The 15,778-nt window shown below is 66.1% G+C and carries 12 protein-coding genes; 5 read left to right on the top strand and 7 right to left on the bottom strand.

Annotation, left to right across the window (positions count from 1 at the left end; genetic code table 11):
- Window positions 1–137: 137 nt before the first annotated feature.
- The gene (locus JOF43_RS13960; RefSeq protein ID WP_209902932.1) at window positions 138–794 is read right to left on the bottom strand and encodes a GntR family transcriptional regulator; all 657 of its coding nucleotides are present in this window, start codon (window positions 792–794) and stop codon (window positions 138–140) included.
- Window positions 795–1,019: 225 nt separating this feature from the next.
- On the opposite strand from JOF43_RS13960, the gene JOF43_RS13955 reads away from it, so the two are divergent.
- Both JOF43_RS13955 and JOF43_RS13950 read left to right on the top strand, forming a co-directional pair.
- A complete protein-coding gene (locus JOF43_RS13955; protein ID WP_209902930.1) occupies window positions 1,020–2,573 on the top strand; it encodes an AbgT family transporter in 1,554 nt (517 codons plus the stop codon).
- Between the two features lie 80 nt (window positions 2,574–2,653).
- Complete coding sequence (locus JOF43_RS13950; RefSeq protein ID WP_209902928.1) at window positions 2,654–3,742, top strand: NAD/NADP-dependent octopine/nopaline dehydrogenase family protein; 1,089 nt, start codon at window positions 2,654–2,656, stop codon at window positions 3,740–3,742.
- Window positions 3,743–3,916: 174 nt separating this feature from the next.
- Here JOF43_RS13950 and JOF43_RS13945 read toward each other — a convergent pair whose 3' ends face one another.
- The 5 genes from JOF43_RS13945 to JOF43_RS13925 are packed head-to-tail and all read right to left on the bottom strand — an operon-like array spanning window position 3,917 to window position 11,536.
- Complete coding sequence (locus tag JOF43_RS13945; protein WP_209902926.1) at window positions 3,917–4,906, bottom strand: hypothetical protein; 990 nt, start codon at window positions 4,904–4,906, stop codon at window positions 3,917–3,919.
- Between the two features lie 5 nt (window positions 4,907–4,911).
- Window positions 4,912–6,720: a phage tail tip lysozyme gene (locus JOF43_RS13940; protein WP_209902925.1), complete on the bottom strand. Its 1,809-nt coding sequence runs from the start codon at window positions 6,718–6,720 to the stop codon at window positions 4,912–4,914.
- 50 nt (window positions 6,721–6,770) lie between these two features.
- Window positions 6,771–10,838: an FtsK/SpoIIIE domain-containing protein gene (locus JOF43_RS13935; protein WP_209902923.1), complete on the bottom strand. Its 4,068-nt coding sequence runs from the start codon at window positions 10,836–10,838 to the stop codon at window positions 6,771–6,773.
- A gap of 9 nt (window positions 10,839–10,847) precedes the next feature.
- Entirely contained in the window at window positions 10,848–11,399 is a 552-nt protein-coding gene (locus JOF43_RS13930) for a nuclease-related domain-containing protein (protein ID WP_209902921.1), read from the bottom strand.
- Window positions 11,396–11,536 carry a hypothetical protein gene (locus JOF43_RS13925; protein ID WP_209902919.1) on the bottom strand — a complete coding sequence of 47 codons (141 nt, stop codon included), beginning with the start codon at window positions 11,534–11,536 and terminating at the stop codon, window positions 11,396–11,398. The genes JOF43_RS13930 and JOF43_RS13925 overlap by 4 nt, the downstream gene beginning before the upstream one ends.
- Window positions 11,537–11,967: 431 nt before the next feature.
- On the opposite strand from JOF43_RS13925, the gene JOF43_RS13920 reads away from it, so the two are divergent.
- Window positions 11,968–12,699: a haloacid dehalogenase type II gene (locus tag JOF43_RS13920; RefSeq protein WP_209902918.1), complete on the top strand. Its 732-nt coding sequence runs from the start codon at window positions 11,968–11,970 to the stop codon at window positions 12,697–12,699.
- Window positions 12,700–12,856: 157 nt separating this feature from the next.
- Here JOF43_RS13920 and JOF43_RS13915 read toward each other — a convergent pair whose 3' ends face one another.
- A complete protein-coding gene (locus JOF43_RS13915; RefSeq protein WP_209902916.1) occupies window positions 12,857–13,477 on the bottom strand; it encodes a hypothetical protein in 621 nt (206 codons plus the stop codon).
- A 185-nt stretch (window positions 13,478–13,662) separates the two neighbouring features.
- Between JOF43_RS13915 and JOF43_RS13910 the strand changes: the two genes are divergently transcribed.
- Window positions 13,663–14,604, top strand: a complete 942-nt coding sequence (locus JOF43_RS13910; RefSeq protein ID WP_209902914.1) for a hypothetical protein — start codon at window positions 13,663–13,665, stop codon at window positions 14,602–14,604.
- A gap of 161 nt (window positions 14,605–14,765) precedes the next feature.
- Window positions 14,766–15,776, top strand: a complete 1,011-nt coding sequence (locus JOF43_RS13905; RefSeq protein ID WP_209899127.1) for an IS481 family transposase — start codon at window positions 14,766–14,768, stop codon at window positions 15,774–15,776.
- Window positions 15,777–15,778 lie beyond the last annotated feature (2 nt).

The following is a 15,778-nucleotide window of genomic DNA, read 5'->3' as shown; positions in this document are numbered from 1 at the left end:
AATGAGGCGGGGCGTCACAGGATGGTGTCCAGACGGAGTGTCCGCACGTCGGGGACTCGCGTGAAGACAGAGCGATACAAGTGCACGTCCGGGGAGGGCGAGCGCGCGTAGCAGGGAGGATCTCGCCAGGATCCTCGTCAGTAGCCTCCGCGTAATTCCTCGGTCATCGCGTCGAGGATCCACTGTCTGGCCTTGGTGATACCGGAGGCGACGTTCTCTCGGATCTCTTCCTCGGAGCCGTTCTTGATCAGCTCGACGATGTTCAGGTGGTTGGTAATCTTCTCGGACTTCTGCCCGACGAACATCTTGTAGTTGAGATACCGCTCGTTCTCTTCATGCAGCGTGCCCACCATGACCTCGAGGAGCCGCACATGCGCGGCCTCAGCGATGGCTGTGTGGAAAATCCGATTGACCTCGTGTTTCTCCCGCGGGTCCTCCAGGCCGTGCATGGTCAGGTTCGCCAGCTCCTCGAGTCGGATGATGTCCTCTCCCGTGGCTCGCTTCGATGCGATGGCCGCGGCCTCGGGCTCGAGCAGGAGTCTCAGGTTGAAGTTGTCCCGCACGTCGGCATCGCTGACTGCCTTGACGAACGTTCCTTTGCGGGGGACGACGGAGACCAGCCCCTCCGTCTCCAACCGGCCGATCGCCTGGCGGATCGGGGTTTTGCTCATCCCGTAACGCTCGGCTAGCCAAGCCTCGAGGATCAGCTCTCCGGGCGGGATCTCGCACCGGATGATGTCGCGCTTGAGCGCGGCGTACGCCTGTGAGGCGAGTGACCTGTTTGCCTGATTCACGATTCCCCTTTCAGGCAGCTAATGGAGGCTACTCTGCGCTCAGCCGGGCTTGACATCTCGAGCGCCGACTGTACTGTACCTCACAGATCCACAGTAGATTTCTCAGAAATATCTCGCGTGATGCCTGTGATCTCAGCTTCCCGGAGAGCTGACGAGCTCGGTGCCACCCCAATTGGTCCTGCGCCGCACGAAGCAGTGCTGGTACGGCCCTGAGGAGACCTCCCCATGACAAGCACGAAGGCGACGACGCCGTCGCTGACCTCCAACGGCTTCGACCGGGCACTGCAGAGCTTCCTGCGCGCCATCGAGGTCGTGGGCAACAAGATCCCGCACCCGGTGGCGCTGTTCGTCTGCCTGATCGTGGTGTTGACGGTGGCAAGTGCGGTGATGTCCGCCCTGGGCGTCTCGGTCAACACGAACTCCGGCGAGTCGTTATCGGTGCAGAACCTGCTGTCGGCCGAAGGCGTGCGGATGGCCCTCGACGACGGCCTCGAGAACTTCATGCTCTTCGGGCCCTTCGGCACGGTGCTCGTGATCATGATGGGCGTCTCGGTCGCCACCCAGACCGGGTATCTGCAGAACCTGCTGGTCGGTATCGTCCAGCGCGTCCCGAAGAAGATGGTCACCTTCGCGGTCTCCTTTTCCGCCATGGTCGCGCACGTGGCCTCCGACGCCGCGTACGTGGTGATGGCCCCCATTGGAGCGACCGCCTTCTACCTGATCGGCCGCAACCCGGTCACCGGCATGGTGCTCGCCTTCGTCTCCGCCGGTGCCGCCTACAACGCGGCACCCTTCATCACCCCCTCGGATGCCATGTTCGCCGGCGTGACCACCGCCGCCGCCCAGACCGTCCAGGCCGGCTACACGGTCACCCCGGTCTCGACCATCTTCTTCACCGCGGCCTCCTCGGTCGTGATGGCGCTGGTGTTCACGATCCTGTGCGAGACGGTCCTGGAGAAGCGGGTCGCGATCCTGGGCCCGGTGACCGAGGTGCCCGACGACGTCAAGACCTTCGGGGAGACCTCGGCCGAGGAAAGCGCTCGGAAGAAGCGGGCCAGCCGCTGGGCGACCACCACGCTGGTGGGCATAGTCGTCGTGGTGCTGCTGGCGATGATCCCCTCGAACTCACCGCTGCGAGCGGAGGACGGCGGCCTCGAGGGCTCCCCCGTGATGTCCGGGATTGCCCTCATCACCGCTTTCGCGTTCCTGGCAGCGGGCCTGGTGTACGGAAAGCTGTCGGGATCGGTCGGGTCTGTCCAGAACGAGACCGGCAACCTCATGGCCCATGGCGTCAAGGAGCTGGGTCCGGTGATCGCTCTGTTCTTCTTCATCTCTCAGTTCGTCGCCTACTTCCAGTGGACCAACATCGCCGGGATCCTCGCCGTGTGGGGCGCGACCCTGCTCCAGGCGATCAACCTCCCCATCCCGCTGCTGCTGGCTCTGCTGGTGGTCATCGTCGCGATCATGAACGTATTCACCCTCGGCGGGATCGCGATGTACTCGCTGACCGGTCTGATCCTGGTCCCGATGCTGTTCAGCGTCGGCGTCATCCCAGAGGTCACTCAGACCGCGGTGCGCATCGGCGACTGCATTACCAACCCCATTAACCCGCTCAATCCGTACTTCCTGTGGGTGCTCTCGCTGCTCAAGAAGTACATCCCCTCGGCAGGCATCGGGACGCTCGCCTCGATGACCGTGCCGCTCGCGCTGGGCGCTGGAGCCGTGTGGATCGTGTTCTTCGTGGCATGGATCGTGCTCGGCATCCCGCTGGGCATTTGAGCGCCGCACCGACCCCAATTCCCTGCGAGCTCAGAGCCGACGGCACCTGCTCGCTCACCTGCATCGAAAGGAACCCCCCCATGGGAAAAATCGCAGTTCTCGGAGCCGGCAACGTCGGACTCGCCATCGCCGGCCATATGTCGCTCAGCGGCCATGACGTCAGGCTCTACGACCGCTTCGGCGACCCACTGGTCGACGTCGAGAAGAGCGGCGGGATCGAGCTCACCGGCGAGGTCGAGGGCAAAGGCACCCCGCGCCTGCTCACCTCCGACATCGCCGAGGCTGTCGATGGAGCGGACACGATCGTCATCGTCGCCCCAGCTTTCGCCCACGAATACATCGGCCAGCAACTTGCTGCGGTCGCCCACCCCGAGCAGATGATCCTCTTCCAGCCCGGCGCGCTGGGCAGCGGGGTGCGGCTGCTGCACCAGTTCGCCGAGCAGAGCCGCTCTCCGAGCTACGTCGCGGAGACGCCCACCAGCTTGTACACCTGCCGGAAGAGCGGGGAGACGACGGTCTACATCGGAGCGATCAAGCACTCCGTGGAGATCGCCTCGGTGCCCGCCTCCTTCACTGATCGGTGCGTGGAGCACTTGAACACCTACTTCGGGGGACGCTACGTACCCGGCCCCGATGCGCTCACCGTTGGACTGAGTAACCACAACCCGATCTACCACCTGCCCCCGTCGGTCCTGAACATCAAGACCGTGGAGGACCAGGCCCAGCATCCGCTGCACAGCCTGGTCACTCCCCGCATCGCTGCGGTCATCGACAAGATGGAAGCCGAGCGGATGGCGATCAGCCACGCGCTGGGCGTGGAGTCCAAGACCTTCTGGCAAACCTTGGAGACCGCCTACGGCGTCACCGAGGGCACCACCCAGGAGCGCATCATCCAGGCGTACGGTCGGCAAGCCTTCCCCGAGCCCGACTCGCTGACCCACCGCTACTTCACCGAGGACGTCCCCTTCGGTATGGTCCCGTGGCTGGCTCTGGCCGACGAGGTCGGCGTGGACGCCCCGATCAACCGTTCCCTGACCGTGCTGGCCTCGGCCCTGTGTGATCGGGACTTCATGGCCGAGGGTCGCAACATCGACGCCCTGGGGCTGCGGGGAAGCGGTAGGGAAGGCATACGCCGCGCCTTCATCGAGGGGGCCGTAGCGTTGGCGTGAGTGCGTAGAGGGCCAGCGACGTCCGCGTCCTAGCGAGCGCCGGCAGGCATCAATGCCGCGACCCTTTGGCTGCCCGCTCTCGGGCTCAAGAACCTCCTGCCGAGATTGACCCCGAGTGTTGGGAGATCCTGACTTGCTTGCTGTGCCCCGGCAACACCGTCTCGAACACGACAGCTACTCGTCGTTGCCATCGCTTGTGGGCGTCTCCTCGACGCTCTGGACGACGAGCTCGGCGTTGTCGTCACGCACGATGGTGGCCGTCAGCGCCCAGGTGCCGTGGTACTCAGCATCGTAGGGGTCCACCCAGGAGCCGTTGTAGCTGATTATGATCGCGCCTCCGGGCTCAGTGGCGTAGACCTGGGAGTGGATCTCGGTCCTCATGGCGTACCGGCCGCTTCGTGACATCGGTGGGGTCGCGCTCGTGGGCTCGACGATGATCTTGTCCAGTCGTGCCTGGCGCTGCTCATCGCTCTCTTCGGGGTCGACGGTCAGTACCTGTGCGATCACGTTCGTGCGGGTCTCGCTCATCAGATCGCCGCGCTGCTGGGCCGTGAGCGGGGAGACCAGGTTCGCGGCCGGCCCTGGATCCTCATCGTCGCCCAGCATGTCCGGGGACCAGTCGAAGGAGTGGACCTTGTACTCGAAGGTGTTGTCCGCGGCGCCGCCACCCTCGGCGGGCTCGGTAGGGCGTGCGACGACGATTGAATAAACCTGCATCTCGACCCCTTCGTAGGTGCCGGAGACGGTGAAGGCGTACCGCTCGTAGATGTCACCAGAGGCGTGATCGACCTGCTCGACGCTCAGGTCGGTGACCTGTTCAAGCAGTGGCGCGTCGACCCTGTCGAGGGAGGCGAGGAATGTCGGATCGGCGAGGGACTGGATGTCGCCCGGGTACGTGATCACGAAGGCGCGTGCGACCTGTTCGGGTTCGGTCCGATCGCCCACCGATTCTGAGGTGTCCTCGACTGTCGGCGGGGACGGTGCGTCGCTCTCCACCGGCTGATCTGACCCGCCATCGGAGGGCAGCACAGCGACATCGGTGCTCCCGTCCTGCGACGGTTCTCCGGTCTCCGGGTCCGGCCTGGGGATTAGCCAGAACGCTGCGGTGAGGACGAGCAGCACGATCGTCCCGATCACGAATCCCTGGATCATCTTCGAGCCCATGCTGGTCATCCTTCGTAGACGTCGATATTGCGGTCGCGGTGCAGCCCGGAGGGAATGAACTCGATGTGCCAGAACTCTTCGTCGTGGATGTACATGCCGTGCTTCAGGCCGAGCTCGCGGAGTTTCTTCCATCGCTCCAGGTCGGCGCCGGTGCCTGGGTAGGAGCAGGCAGCCTCGGGGGTCTGGGTGGGTCCGCAGTTGTGCCGCGAGTAGGAGGCGGGGAAGTTGCCGATGTCGAAGGCCATCCCGAACTCGTGGTTCGACCATCCGGGGCGGGCAGCGCCGCCGGGAGAGTTCGCGTACAGAGACTGCTGCGTGGCGTGGGACCGGTAGGAGGAGGTGATCGTCAGCTCGAGCCCCTGTGCTTCTGCATCGGTCCAGAACTCTACGAACTCAGGCGCGATGGTCGCGTTCATGACGATCGGGCGGCCGTTGAGGTCGGTGACGTCGTCGAGGGCGCACAGCCGGATCGGCTTGCCCTGCCCCTGGTAGTAGGCGGTGGTGGTGCCGTTGTCTGCGGTCCCGTCCGGACAGGACAGAGAAGCGGATGGCTGGATCAGGGCGGCGATGTTCACGCAGCCGGGGGTGCCGCTGGGGCATGGAGTGACGGAGCCGGTCTCGGATCCCGGGGTGATCGACGAGCCGGTGCAGTCGGACCTCGAGGCGTCCGCGACATCGGCTGGAACGGTGCCAGCGGACTCGTCTGAGGCCGGAACGTGCGCAGTGCCGCCGGGGTCAGGCGCAGCCGTGCCGGAGTACTGGTCGTAGAACGTCTGGGCGTTGGCGATGCGTTCGTCGATCGCCATGACACCGGAGCGTTCGTACTTCGCTTCGAACGATCGCGTGGCCTCCTCGACCGTGAATGTCGAGGCGAGATGGTCACCTGCCGCTTTCTCGACGCCCTCGAGCTCTCCAATGATGTACCGCAGTTGGAACAGCACCATCGCATCGACGTCCTCCTCGGACATCGTGGCGGGCAACTGCTGCATGGTGGGTGCGGCGATGTAGTACTCGGTGCCGAGCTCGTCGATCACGGCGTCGCGGATCTCGGCGTGGCGGCTGCCAGTCCACTGCACAAGTCCCCAGCCGGAACCGATCGACGGGGTGCTCGCTTCGCCTTGGGCGATGAACGGGTTGAAGCTGCTCTCGCGTTCGATGTTCCCCATGACCCCGGCGGTCTGCTCTTCGCTGTACCCGGCGCCGCGGAGGTAGTTCCACACCTTCTCCTCGATGTCCCCACCGGCCACGTCACCCGGGATCGCTCCACCGTGATTGCCCGTGTCGTTGCAGGTGTCGGACTGCATGGCTGCTTGGCTGACGGAAGGTAGGACGGCGCTGACGATCGCGGCAGTGACCCCGGAGATGAGCACGGTCTGCAGCACCAAGGTGACGACGACGAGCGCTGCGATGCCGGCGAAGAGGTAGCGGAAGGCCTTGGTCTGGAAGATGGTGGTGACGGCCGATCCGGCGAGTCCCGCGACGGGCGCTCCGGCTCCGGTGCCTGCGATGGCTGCGGTGGTGAGTGCTCCGGCTCCGGAGGCAGCGACGTCTTGGGCACCGCCGATCATGTCGCCACTACGGGCCTTCTGCGCTCCCCGCAGGGCGCTGACGGCAACGTCGGACCCGGTCGCCTTCTTCACCCCCGCCTCGACGCCACGCTGAGCGAGCGCCTTGCCCGCCGAGGTGGCTGTCGCGGCCGCACCGCCGTCGGTGCCGGATCCGAGGTCACCGCTTCCCGGTGCGTCCAGCGAGGTGTCTTCGGGCAGGGGAGTGTCCCCGGTGTTGGGACCGTGGGTGTCGGCGTGATCCGCCATGGGTGACCTCCTCGGCTGCGCCAGTGGGCGGGAGGTCGAAGCGGGCGCGGTCAGAGTCCGCCGCGGACCATCGGAGGGGCCTCGAAGGTGAAGTCGAAGCCGTCGTCCTCATCGAGCGACTCTTTGGTCTCCGGTGCTGGTGGCGCAGCGGGGGAGTCGGCCGGGGCCGGCGCGACCTCGGGCAAGTCTTCGGCTGGGGTATCGGTGCCGGGGGTGGCGGTCGCACATAGCTCAGCGCCAACGTCGACGGCGAGCTCGGTGATCAGCTCCCGGTAGGTCGCGCCGACCTCCGACTCTGCGTCCAGACCCTCGACGTCGACGACGATCTCCGTGACCTTCTCTCGCTCGGTCGCGTCTTGCAGGGCTTCGAGAATTTCGAAGAGGCTGTTGGCCTCGAGCTCGGACAGAGCTACGCTCCGCTCAGCAGAGGATGCCTCGCCTTCGGGATCGTGAGTGGTGTCTCCGAGCAGGGAGCCGAGGTCGAAGCTGATATTCAGATCGAGCTCCTCCACCGCCAGCGCTTCCTGCTCCGTGATCTTCTCTTCGACCACGTCGACGAAGTCCTCCAGCGGCGCGACCACGTAGCGCGGATCCGACGGGTCCAGTAACTGCTCGGGGCGGGGCTGCGGGATGTCGTGCTCTTGCAGCTTCGCCTGGAGGGTGGCGTTTTCCTCGTACCAGACCTGCATGAGGCACGGGTGCGGGGCAGTCAGCGGCTCAAACAGGCCACGACCCACACGCGGTGCAGCGATGGTGTCGGCTTCCATGGGGTTCCGGAACGCGCTCATCCGGTCACCCTGGGTCATGTTCCCCAGCCCCATCCGGGCCAGATTGGTTTTTATGTCTGCCCCGCCCGGCATGGTGTCGAGGGTCTTCGACGTCAGCTTCTGGGTGCCCAGCAGCAGGTGGATCCCGACGGAGCGTGCTTCTCGTCCGAGTTTGCCGACAATGTTCCCGATGATCGCCCGGGCATTGTTCTCGGCCTCGGCCTCGAGCCGGGCATGATCGGCCGCCGGATCATCAGATTTCGGAGGCACCGAGGACTTCCCGATCAGGGACGTGAACTCATCGACCACCACGATCAGATGCGGCGGGCGCGCATCGTCAGGCAGCTTGTCGATGTTCACCGCGCCGTACTGTCCGTTCAGGGCTTTGCGCCGCTCGAGCTCTCCGTAGAGGGCCTTCATGGTCGAGGCGGCCTGGAAGACGTCTGCGGCGAATGGGGCGATCGCCCAGTCCTTGGAGAACAGGAAGTCGTACCCGCCCTTGGTCGGATCGATGATCACGGGGAGGTAGCCGCAGCGAATCAGGTCGAACAGCATGGTGCTGATCGCCGCCGACTTGCCGGCGCCGGTTCCTCCCAGTACGAGGAGGTGGGGGTTCTCGAGCGGGTCGTAGATGGTCGGCTCACCGAGCGCCGTGACGCCGAAGGCAGCCGGGGTGTCGCCGAGCCGGTCGAAAGGGATCCCGACGCGTTCGGGCAGGGGGTCGTGCTCTGCCATGAACAACTGGATCCCGGAGGCTCCGTGGCGGCGCACGTCGAGGAACTCCACGTTCAGGTTCGAGCGCAGCTTCTCCCGGTTGCCCTTGACCTTGTTGATATCCACGCCGGCGGGCAGGTCGAAGTCCAGCACCTCCACCTGGTCGTTCGACGCGAGTGTCTCGAGCTTCGTCAGGGTCGGGACGGTGCCGGAGAGGTTCGTGATGTTCGAGTCGACGAACGCCTGGTCGAAGTCGACCCGCCGCACCTCGACCTCGGCGCCGCGACGCAGCTTCGCCCCCGGCCCCGGGTCCCCGATATACAGGGTGACTTCACCGTCGCATGGACTGGACAGGCGCATCCACGGGCAGGCGAGCTGGGAACGGAGAGCGTCGGCCTTCTTGCGCACATCGACCAGCGTCGTCCCGCCGTGCAGGCGGAGCGTCACCTTCCAGGCGTGCTTCGAACTGGCCGGCAGGGTGAGTGGCTCGGTCTCGACGAGCTCGGGTTTGGGCAGCTTTACGGCGGCGGCTTGGAAGGCGCTGTTGATCAGGTGCGCGAGGATCCATGCGGAGCCGCTGGTGGCCACGGGGGTCGTCTGCTCGGGTGGTGCGACGTCTTGTGGGGTGGTCGGTACTGGGTCGGTGGTCCAGCGGACCAGGAACAGGTGTGGGTGGCGGGAGCCTGGGCCTTCTTTCTCGCTGGGCCAGCCGACGATCGAGACCATTTGCGCCCCGGTGATCGAGGTGCGCATCCCCTTCTCGAAGTCCTTGCCGCGCGGGTCGATGTACGTCTCGCCCGCATCGAGGCCGGTCTTGGTGGCGAACAGCTGCTCATGCAGCACGAGACCTTCGCGAGTGAAGCGCTGGGGGAGTTCGGCGTCTCGCGTGATCTCGAATCGGGTCGTCGGCGGCTGGGCGCCCTGGGGGAGAGTCTGCTCCCAGCGCTTCTCCCACTCGATCTCTGCCTGCACGTTGCGGACCTGTTCCACGGTGAGTCCCGAGTCCTCTGCGTACCTCGCCCCGTCGGCGAGGGGGTCGCCGACGAGGAGGTAGCCGCTGCGTCGATCGACCACGGCATCGACGTCGACTGGTTCGTCCTCGATCACGGCGGAGCACTCTGCGGCGATGGTCTCGTATTCGGACTGGATGGTGTGCCACGGGGGAGTGGGAATGCCGGGCATCGCCCAGGTCGTCTTCCAGATCGCGAGCGGAGATTCCTCCGGGGTCATTGGTGCCGGGGCCGGCACACCACGTAGCCACCGCCACGCTGCTGCGGCACGGGAGGACGTCGGAGGTTCGACCGGTTCGGTCAGGGACTGCTTCAGGCGTGCGACCTCGTCGGGGTGCTCGTCTCCGAGCTTCTCGATCTGCTGGCGAACGCCACGGTGACGCTTCTCCGCGATCTCGGCCAGGTGCGGATCGGTCTTCGCGGGCAGGTCGGCGACCTGCACGGCCTCGATCAGCGACATGCGGTTCACGCCGATCCCGTCGAACGCCCGGGCGAGGGCCGACTCCAGGGCGAGGTCGCGGGAAACAGGGTCGAGGTCAGGGTCGAGCAGGTTCGGGAAGGATCCTTCCGGCCACTGGACGACCCGTACCCGGAGCTGGTGCGCGGTGCCGGGGATTGGCTGTCCCGATGCGTCCAGGTTCGGGCTGGACAGGATGTCGATCCGCGTGGACGGATCCCCGTAGAACGCCGAGATCGCGTCGGCGCGCTGTTGCAGTCCGGCGGCCATGAGCTTCGGCGGAGCGTCCATCACGTCGACGATGGCCGCGCACGGCGCGAGGGTGCGTTCCACGAGCCGCGGCCGGCCTTCCTTCTCGGTGAACAGCTCGGCGAACCGCGGCGCCCACTCCCCCGTAGCCGCCTGCAGACGGCGCCAACGCTCCAGGCAGACCCGCGAGATCGGCCCGCCGAGGATCGCGACGACGGCGAGCACCGCCGCAGCGACCATCCCGACCGTCTGCCAAATCGGCGAGTCCTGCCCCACCATCTCCAGCCCGGTCACGGCAGCCCAACCACCGAGCACCGCGGCAATAGGCGTGGCGAGCAAAAGCGGACGCGCCCGTGAGCTCCATAGCTGCCGGAGCACCGTGGGGCCGATGGTGACGACGGGCTGTTCTCGGATTCTGCGTCGGCGGGCGAGCAGCGACGTGATCACGTGATGGGTCAGCAGCCCCGACGCCACTGCCACCCACCACGGCATCGCCACGACTGGCGCATCCGTGCCGAACAGTGCCCCGACGCGCTCGAGCACCGCGGTCGGGAGCTGACCGGACAGCGGGAACGCCGCCACGAGAGCGCCGGTCGTGGCCGAAGCGATGAACGAGAGACGCGGCGGGATCCCCGGCCACACCGTCTCCCAGCCCCACACGTTCCCGAGCAGCAGGGACGTGCGGGTATCCAGCCACGACCGGTGCCGCCGGACCAGGTGCTCTTCCCGCGGATTCGCGGGTGTCTCCTTCGGTCCCGTGAGCATCGGCGCCGGATGCAGGCACGCCACGGCCAGCACCCCGACGAACATCACCCATCCTCCGGGCAGGCCGACGAGCACCGCGGCGGCAGCGAGCAGCAGAGTCAGCACCATCAAGGGGATGGTGAGGTTCAGGGCGGGCTTGTCGTACTTCTGAGCCATGGATCCTCCTCAGCGGGTGCGGAGCAGGGGGTATAGGGCCGTGACGAGATCCGGATCGGTCGGCTCATCAGGCACCAACGCACGGACACGCCGGGGGAGAGCACTGGCCCGGATCGCATCGGCGCCAGGGACGTGCAGGAACGTCACGCTCATGGTCCCGGGCCGGGAGGCCTCGATCGACACCAGCGGCCGACGGACCAGGGCGCGGGGGATGTGGGCGCTGATGCGATGCTGGATCATCGCCATCGTGCGACGGTCGGCATGCTCCACCTTCGACAACCACCGGTACGAGGTGTCCTCGAGCGTCCAGTAGAAGCCGGGCCGCCACCGCTTCGAATCGACGATCAGCAAGACCGTGCCGCCGGTGATGATGTGGTCGATGTTCGCGGCGATCCCGCGGGCGGGAACATCCAGGTCATGCCAAACATCCCGGCGGGATTCCACCGCGAGCATGTCCAGCACCCGGCCAGTGCTCTCCTCACCCGCGCGCCCAACCTTCGCCGCATCAGTACCGAGTTCTTCGACAGACCCGCCGGCGATCCCATACACGGAGCCGCTCACGAGAACACCCCGACCAGCAGGGACAGAATGAAGATCGCGACCAGCACGAACAGCCCGGCCTTAACTGCGCCGCGGCTGAGGGAGTTCGCGAGGTCGTCGGAGTCCTTCTCGTAACGCGGTCCACGTCCCAGCTCCATGTCGCCCACCTTCGCCAGAGAGTTCCTGTCGACCCGGCCAGTGGGCGGGAACGCGACCTCGCGGGACCCGCAGGATCTGGTGCGGGCGTGCAGTCAGACGTCGGAGGCCGACTTCGGTGCTGCGGGGCGCGTGGTCGAGGGTGACGTTCTCTCGGTCGACGACGTGCGAGCCGGACTCACGGAGACGGTCGTGTTCGATCCGCACGGCGCCGCCGATGGCGCTGCCGTCGTGGAGCACCATGTGGGCAGTGACTCTGTCACTGACGGACACCCCCCTGCCCACAACGGCACCCTCGCCCCCAGCAACATCGTTACCGAGGCTCGCGATTTGACCGACAACAGGCTTCTCGGCCAGTGCCACGCGAGCTCCGGTACGCATCATCGCGGGGGAGGCGTCGCACTCAGAGAAGGCCCGGGCTACGGTGAGGCTCATGACGAGCGCACACACCGACCACGCTCTCGCGAGTGCGGACCACCCCGTGAGTCCGGACGGGCCCCGGCGACCGTCCCTGCTGATCTTCGACGTCAACGAAACGCTCTCGGACATGTCGTCGATGGGCCAGCGGTTCCAGGGCGTCGGCGCGCCAGCTCACCTGGCGAAGACCTGGTTCGCGGGACTTCTCCGCGACGGCTTCGCCTTGACCGCTGTCGGTGTCAGTGAGCCCTTTGCCAGCATCGCGGCGGAGGGACTGCGCGCCAACCTCCACGGGCTCCCGCTGAACCGCGGGACCGAAGACGCCGTCGAACACATCATGGCCGGGTTCACCGCTCTGCCGGTCCATGCAGACGTCCCAGAGGGCATCGAGGCCTTGAGCCGCCTGGGAGTCCGGTTGGTGACGCTGAGCAACGGGTCTGCATCCGTCGCCGAGTCGCTGCTCGACCGGGCCGGGATCCGCGGCCACTTCGAGGCGCTCCTCTCCGTCGAACAGGCGAGCATCTGGGAGCCCGGCGCAGGCGCGTACGCCTACGCCCTCGAGCGGTGCGAGGTCGACCCGATGGACGCCATGCTCGTCGCCGTGCATCCCTGGGACATCGACGGCGCGGCGCGTGCGGGTCTCGGCGCCGCCTGGATCAACCGGGACGGCGGCGTCTACCCTGCGTACTTCAAGTTCCCGGATCTGCGGGCACGGTCTCTGATCCAGCTGGCCGAGCAGCTCACGTGAGATGCGTTCTGCCGAGCGTCCACGGCCAGTGAAATCACCGAAACGGAAGCGGTCTCGCGGCTCCGGCTCGGCGATCTCGGCCCCTTCGGCAGCTCGGGGTCGGAGTGCAGGTGCGGCCGGGAGGTCGAGGTCGGTCTGCACGAAGTGGTTCGTGTTGTCAGTCCTCGGGGGTCGGCTTCGGCGCCGCGCGCGGGTGGTCGATGGTGACGTGCTCACCGTCGGCGATGCGGGAGTCAGGAAGGACCATGATTCCGGGGTCGACTCGGACCTTGTCGCCGAGGGTGCAGCGGTAGCCGATCAGCGTGCCCTCGCCGAGCTCGACGTCGCCGCCGAGAGTGGTCGCGTGACCGACCGAGGACCAGGCCTTCAAGACAGTCCCTTGCCCGATGGTGGAGCGGCCGGTGACGTGGGTGTGCCGACCGATGTACACGTCGGGCCTGATCTCGGTGTCAGGGCCGATGTTCGCTCCCGCAGAGATCTTCGTGCGCGCTCCGATCCGCGCCCGTGTGGAGATCGAGGCGCTCGGTCCGATGCGGACGTCTTCGCCGATGTGAGAGCCGCCGCCGACCTTCGCGCTCGAGCCCACCTGAACGCCTGTGTCGAGTCGTGCTGCAGCGCCGACGAAGGAATGGTGTCCCAGCTTCACGCCGTCGCCGATCGTCACGTCTTCCTGGATCCGCACCATGTTCCGGATCGTCGCCGACGAGCTAATCGCCGCAGAGTCGTGGATCTTCGCGGAACGGTCGATGCTCCCGCTGGCCGGGGATACATCGACCACGGCGTCGCTCCGGGAAACTGACCCGAACTCGCCTCGATTGCCCTGCTCGCCCGTGCTCTTCTTTCGCCTGATTTCCATGGCGCCCAGCCCTTCATCTCGATCGTGACGCGGTCATGCCGTGAAGTGGGCGGATCCACCCCGGACGCCGTTTCCACGATGTCCGCCTCCGTCGTTACTCTGCGGGGATGATGTACTCACAAGCTGCTGCGGACGCCGTCGCTCCAGAGGGACGCGACCTCGCCGAGGCACGCACAATCATTTTGAATGTGCTCGCGGATACACCGTCGAGCTCGAAGGTTGACCTCTACGCGGCCGTGTTGAGTGCGCACGGATTGACCAGTGAAAGCGCGAACGAGCCGCTTAAAGTCGACACTCCGCACGGTCGTCCAGTTGATGACGTTGATCCTTCGCACCCGGCCGTACAATCTCGGCGCCTTCGGTTCGCGACAGATCACGTGCTTCACGAGTTGTACACCGGGGGCGTCATCTCCCCGGCGTCCGGGGATCACTACAGCGCGAGCAACGACTCGATCCCCGTTCGCGGGCCCTCCTGGGGCGGAAGTACCCAGTTCCAGCATCACCACACGCCTGCTCCTCAGTTCGGCAGGTGGAAGTTGGCCGGAGTTCCGTCTATCCGTGCTGAACTGGCGCGGGAAGATCTGCCTGAGCAGTACATCGAGCTCTTGGGAGGCCGTGGCTCGCAGGTTCTCCGGGAGGGCATCGGTGCCTTTCAGCGTGGACTGTTCATTGCTGGGGTGGACCTGCTCGGCGCTGCGAGTGAAGCCGCCTGGTTCGGTCTCGGCGCCTGGCTCAAGGACGATCTGAAGCTCCAGCGTTTGGTGGCTGCAGGCGACAATGCTGCCGAGGTCATTGACCGCTCCGCCGAGGGGGTGGCACGCCGGAACGTGTGGAACAAACGCGGGCTTAGTGATCTGCGATCGCAAGCGGCACATCTCCGCGATTTGCGGAACTACGGACTTCACCCCACAGGAGCAGCCGACGATGATCTCGAGCCCGCGTTCACTGAGGCAGGCTGCGCGGTTCTCTACATGGCCGCCCCTCGGTACTTTCGTCAGCTCGATCAGATCAGGCAGCGGCTGAAGGAAGTGGAGTCAGGCGAGGCGTGAGCCCTTTTACATCCCTGCTGCTGATCAGGTAGGTCCGCTTATGGATCTAGATGTTGCGGGTCATGACGTTGTGGTCACGGCGTATGGGATGAAGGAACGGGCCCCTGGACTGCACGATGGGTGGTGTCTAAGCAACCGTCTCGCAGGAAGAGGCCCGTTCCATGCACCACCGTAATGCGCCGCTGACCGTCGTTGGAAGGCAGCGAGCTGTCGCGCAGGTCATCGACTCCGGTCGCCCGATCGCCCACGTCGCGGCCGAGTTTCACATCGCTCGCACCACGCTCTCGAAATGGGTCGGCCGCTACCGCGAGCACGGCGACCCAGGCCTGCAAGACCACTCCAGCGCGCCGGCGAACCGCCCCACCCGCCTCCCGATCTGGGTGCTCGAGCTGATCGAGTCCTGGCGGCGGAAGAGGAAGTGGTCCGCGCGCCGGATCGCCCGCGAGCTCGCCGACGGCCACGGGTTCGCGTGCTGCGTGAGGACGGTGACGAGGTGGCTGGACCGCCTCGGCTTGAACCGGATCCGCGATATCACCCCAGACGGTGAGAACCTGCGTTCACCAGGGAAGATCACCGCCCGCTACCCCGGCCACATAGTCCACATGGACGTCAAGAAGGTCGGTCAGATTCCCGACGGCGGCGGCTGGCGGGCCCATGGTCGTGGCAGCGAACTGGCCCTCGCCGGCAAGCGCGCCCACAAGCAAAAGGTCGGCTACACCTACCTCCACTCCATGGAGGACGGCTTCTCCCGCCTGTCCTACACCGAGTCGCTCGAGGACGAGAAAGCGATCACGACCATCGGGTTCTTCCATCGCGCCCGCGTGTTCTTCGCCGCGCACGGCATCACCTGGATCACGCGGCTGGTCACCGACAACGGCAGCAACTACACCGCCTCAGCGTTTCGGCGATCGACCTGCGCTTTCATCTCCCGGCACCAGCGTACGAGGATCTACACACCTCGCCACAACGGCAAGATCGAGCGCTACCAGCGGATCCTGGCCGAGGAGTGCCTCTACGCCCGCCCCTACGGCTCCGAGACCGAGCGGCGCGAAGCGATCGCGATCTGGGTCCATCACTACAATTTCCACCGACCCCACACCGCCTGCGGCGACCAGCCCCCGGCCTCACGACTTCACACCGGCGTCGACAACGTCATGACCAACTACATCTAGAC

This window comes from Brachybacterium sacelli, assembly GCF_017876545.1.
GTDB lineage: Bacteria > Actinomycetota > Actinomycetes > Actinomycetales > Dermabacteraceae > Brachybacterium > Brachybacterium sacelli.
Note: the sequence above shows the minus strand (reverse complement) of the source record. Positions and strands in the feature narration are given on the sequence as shown.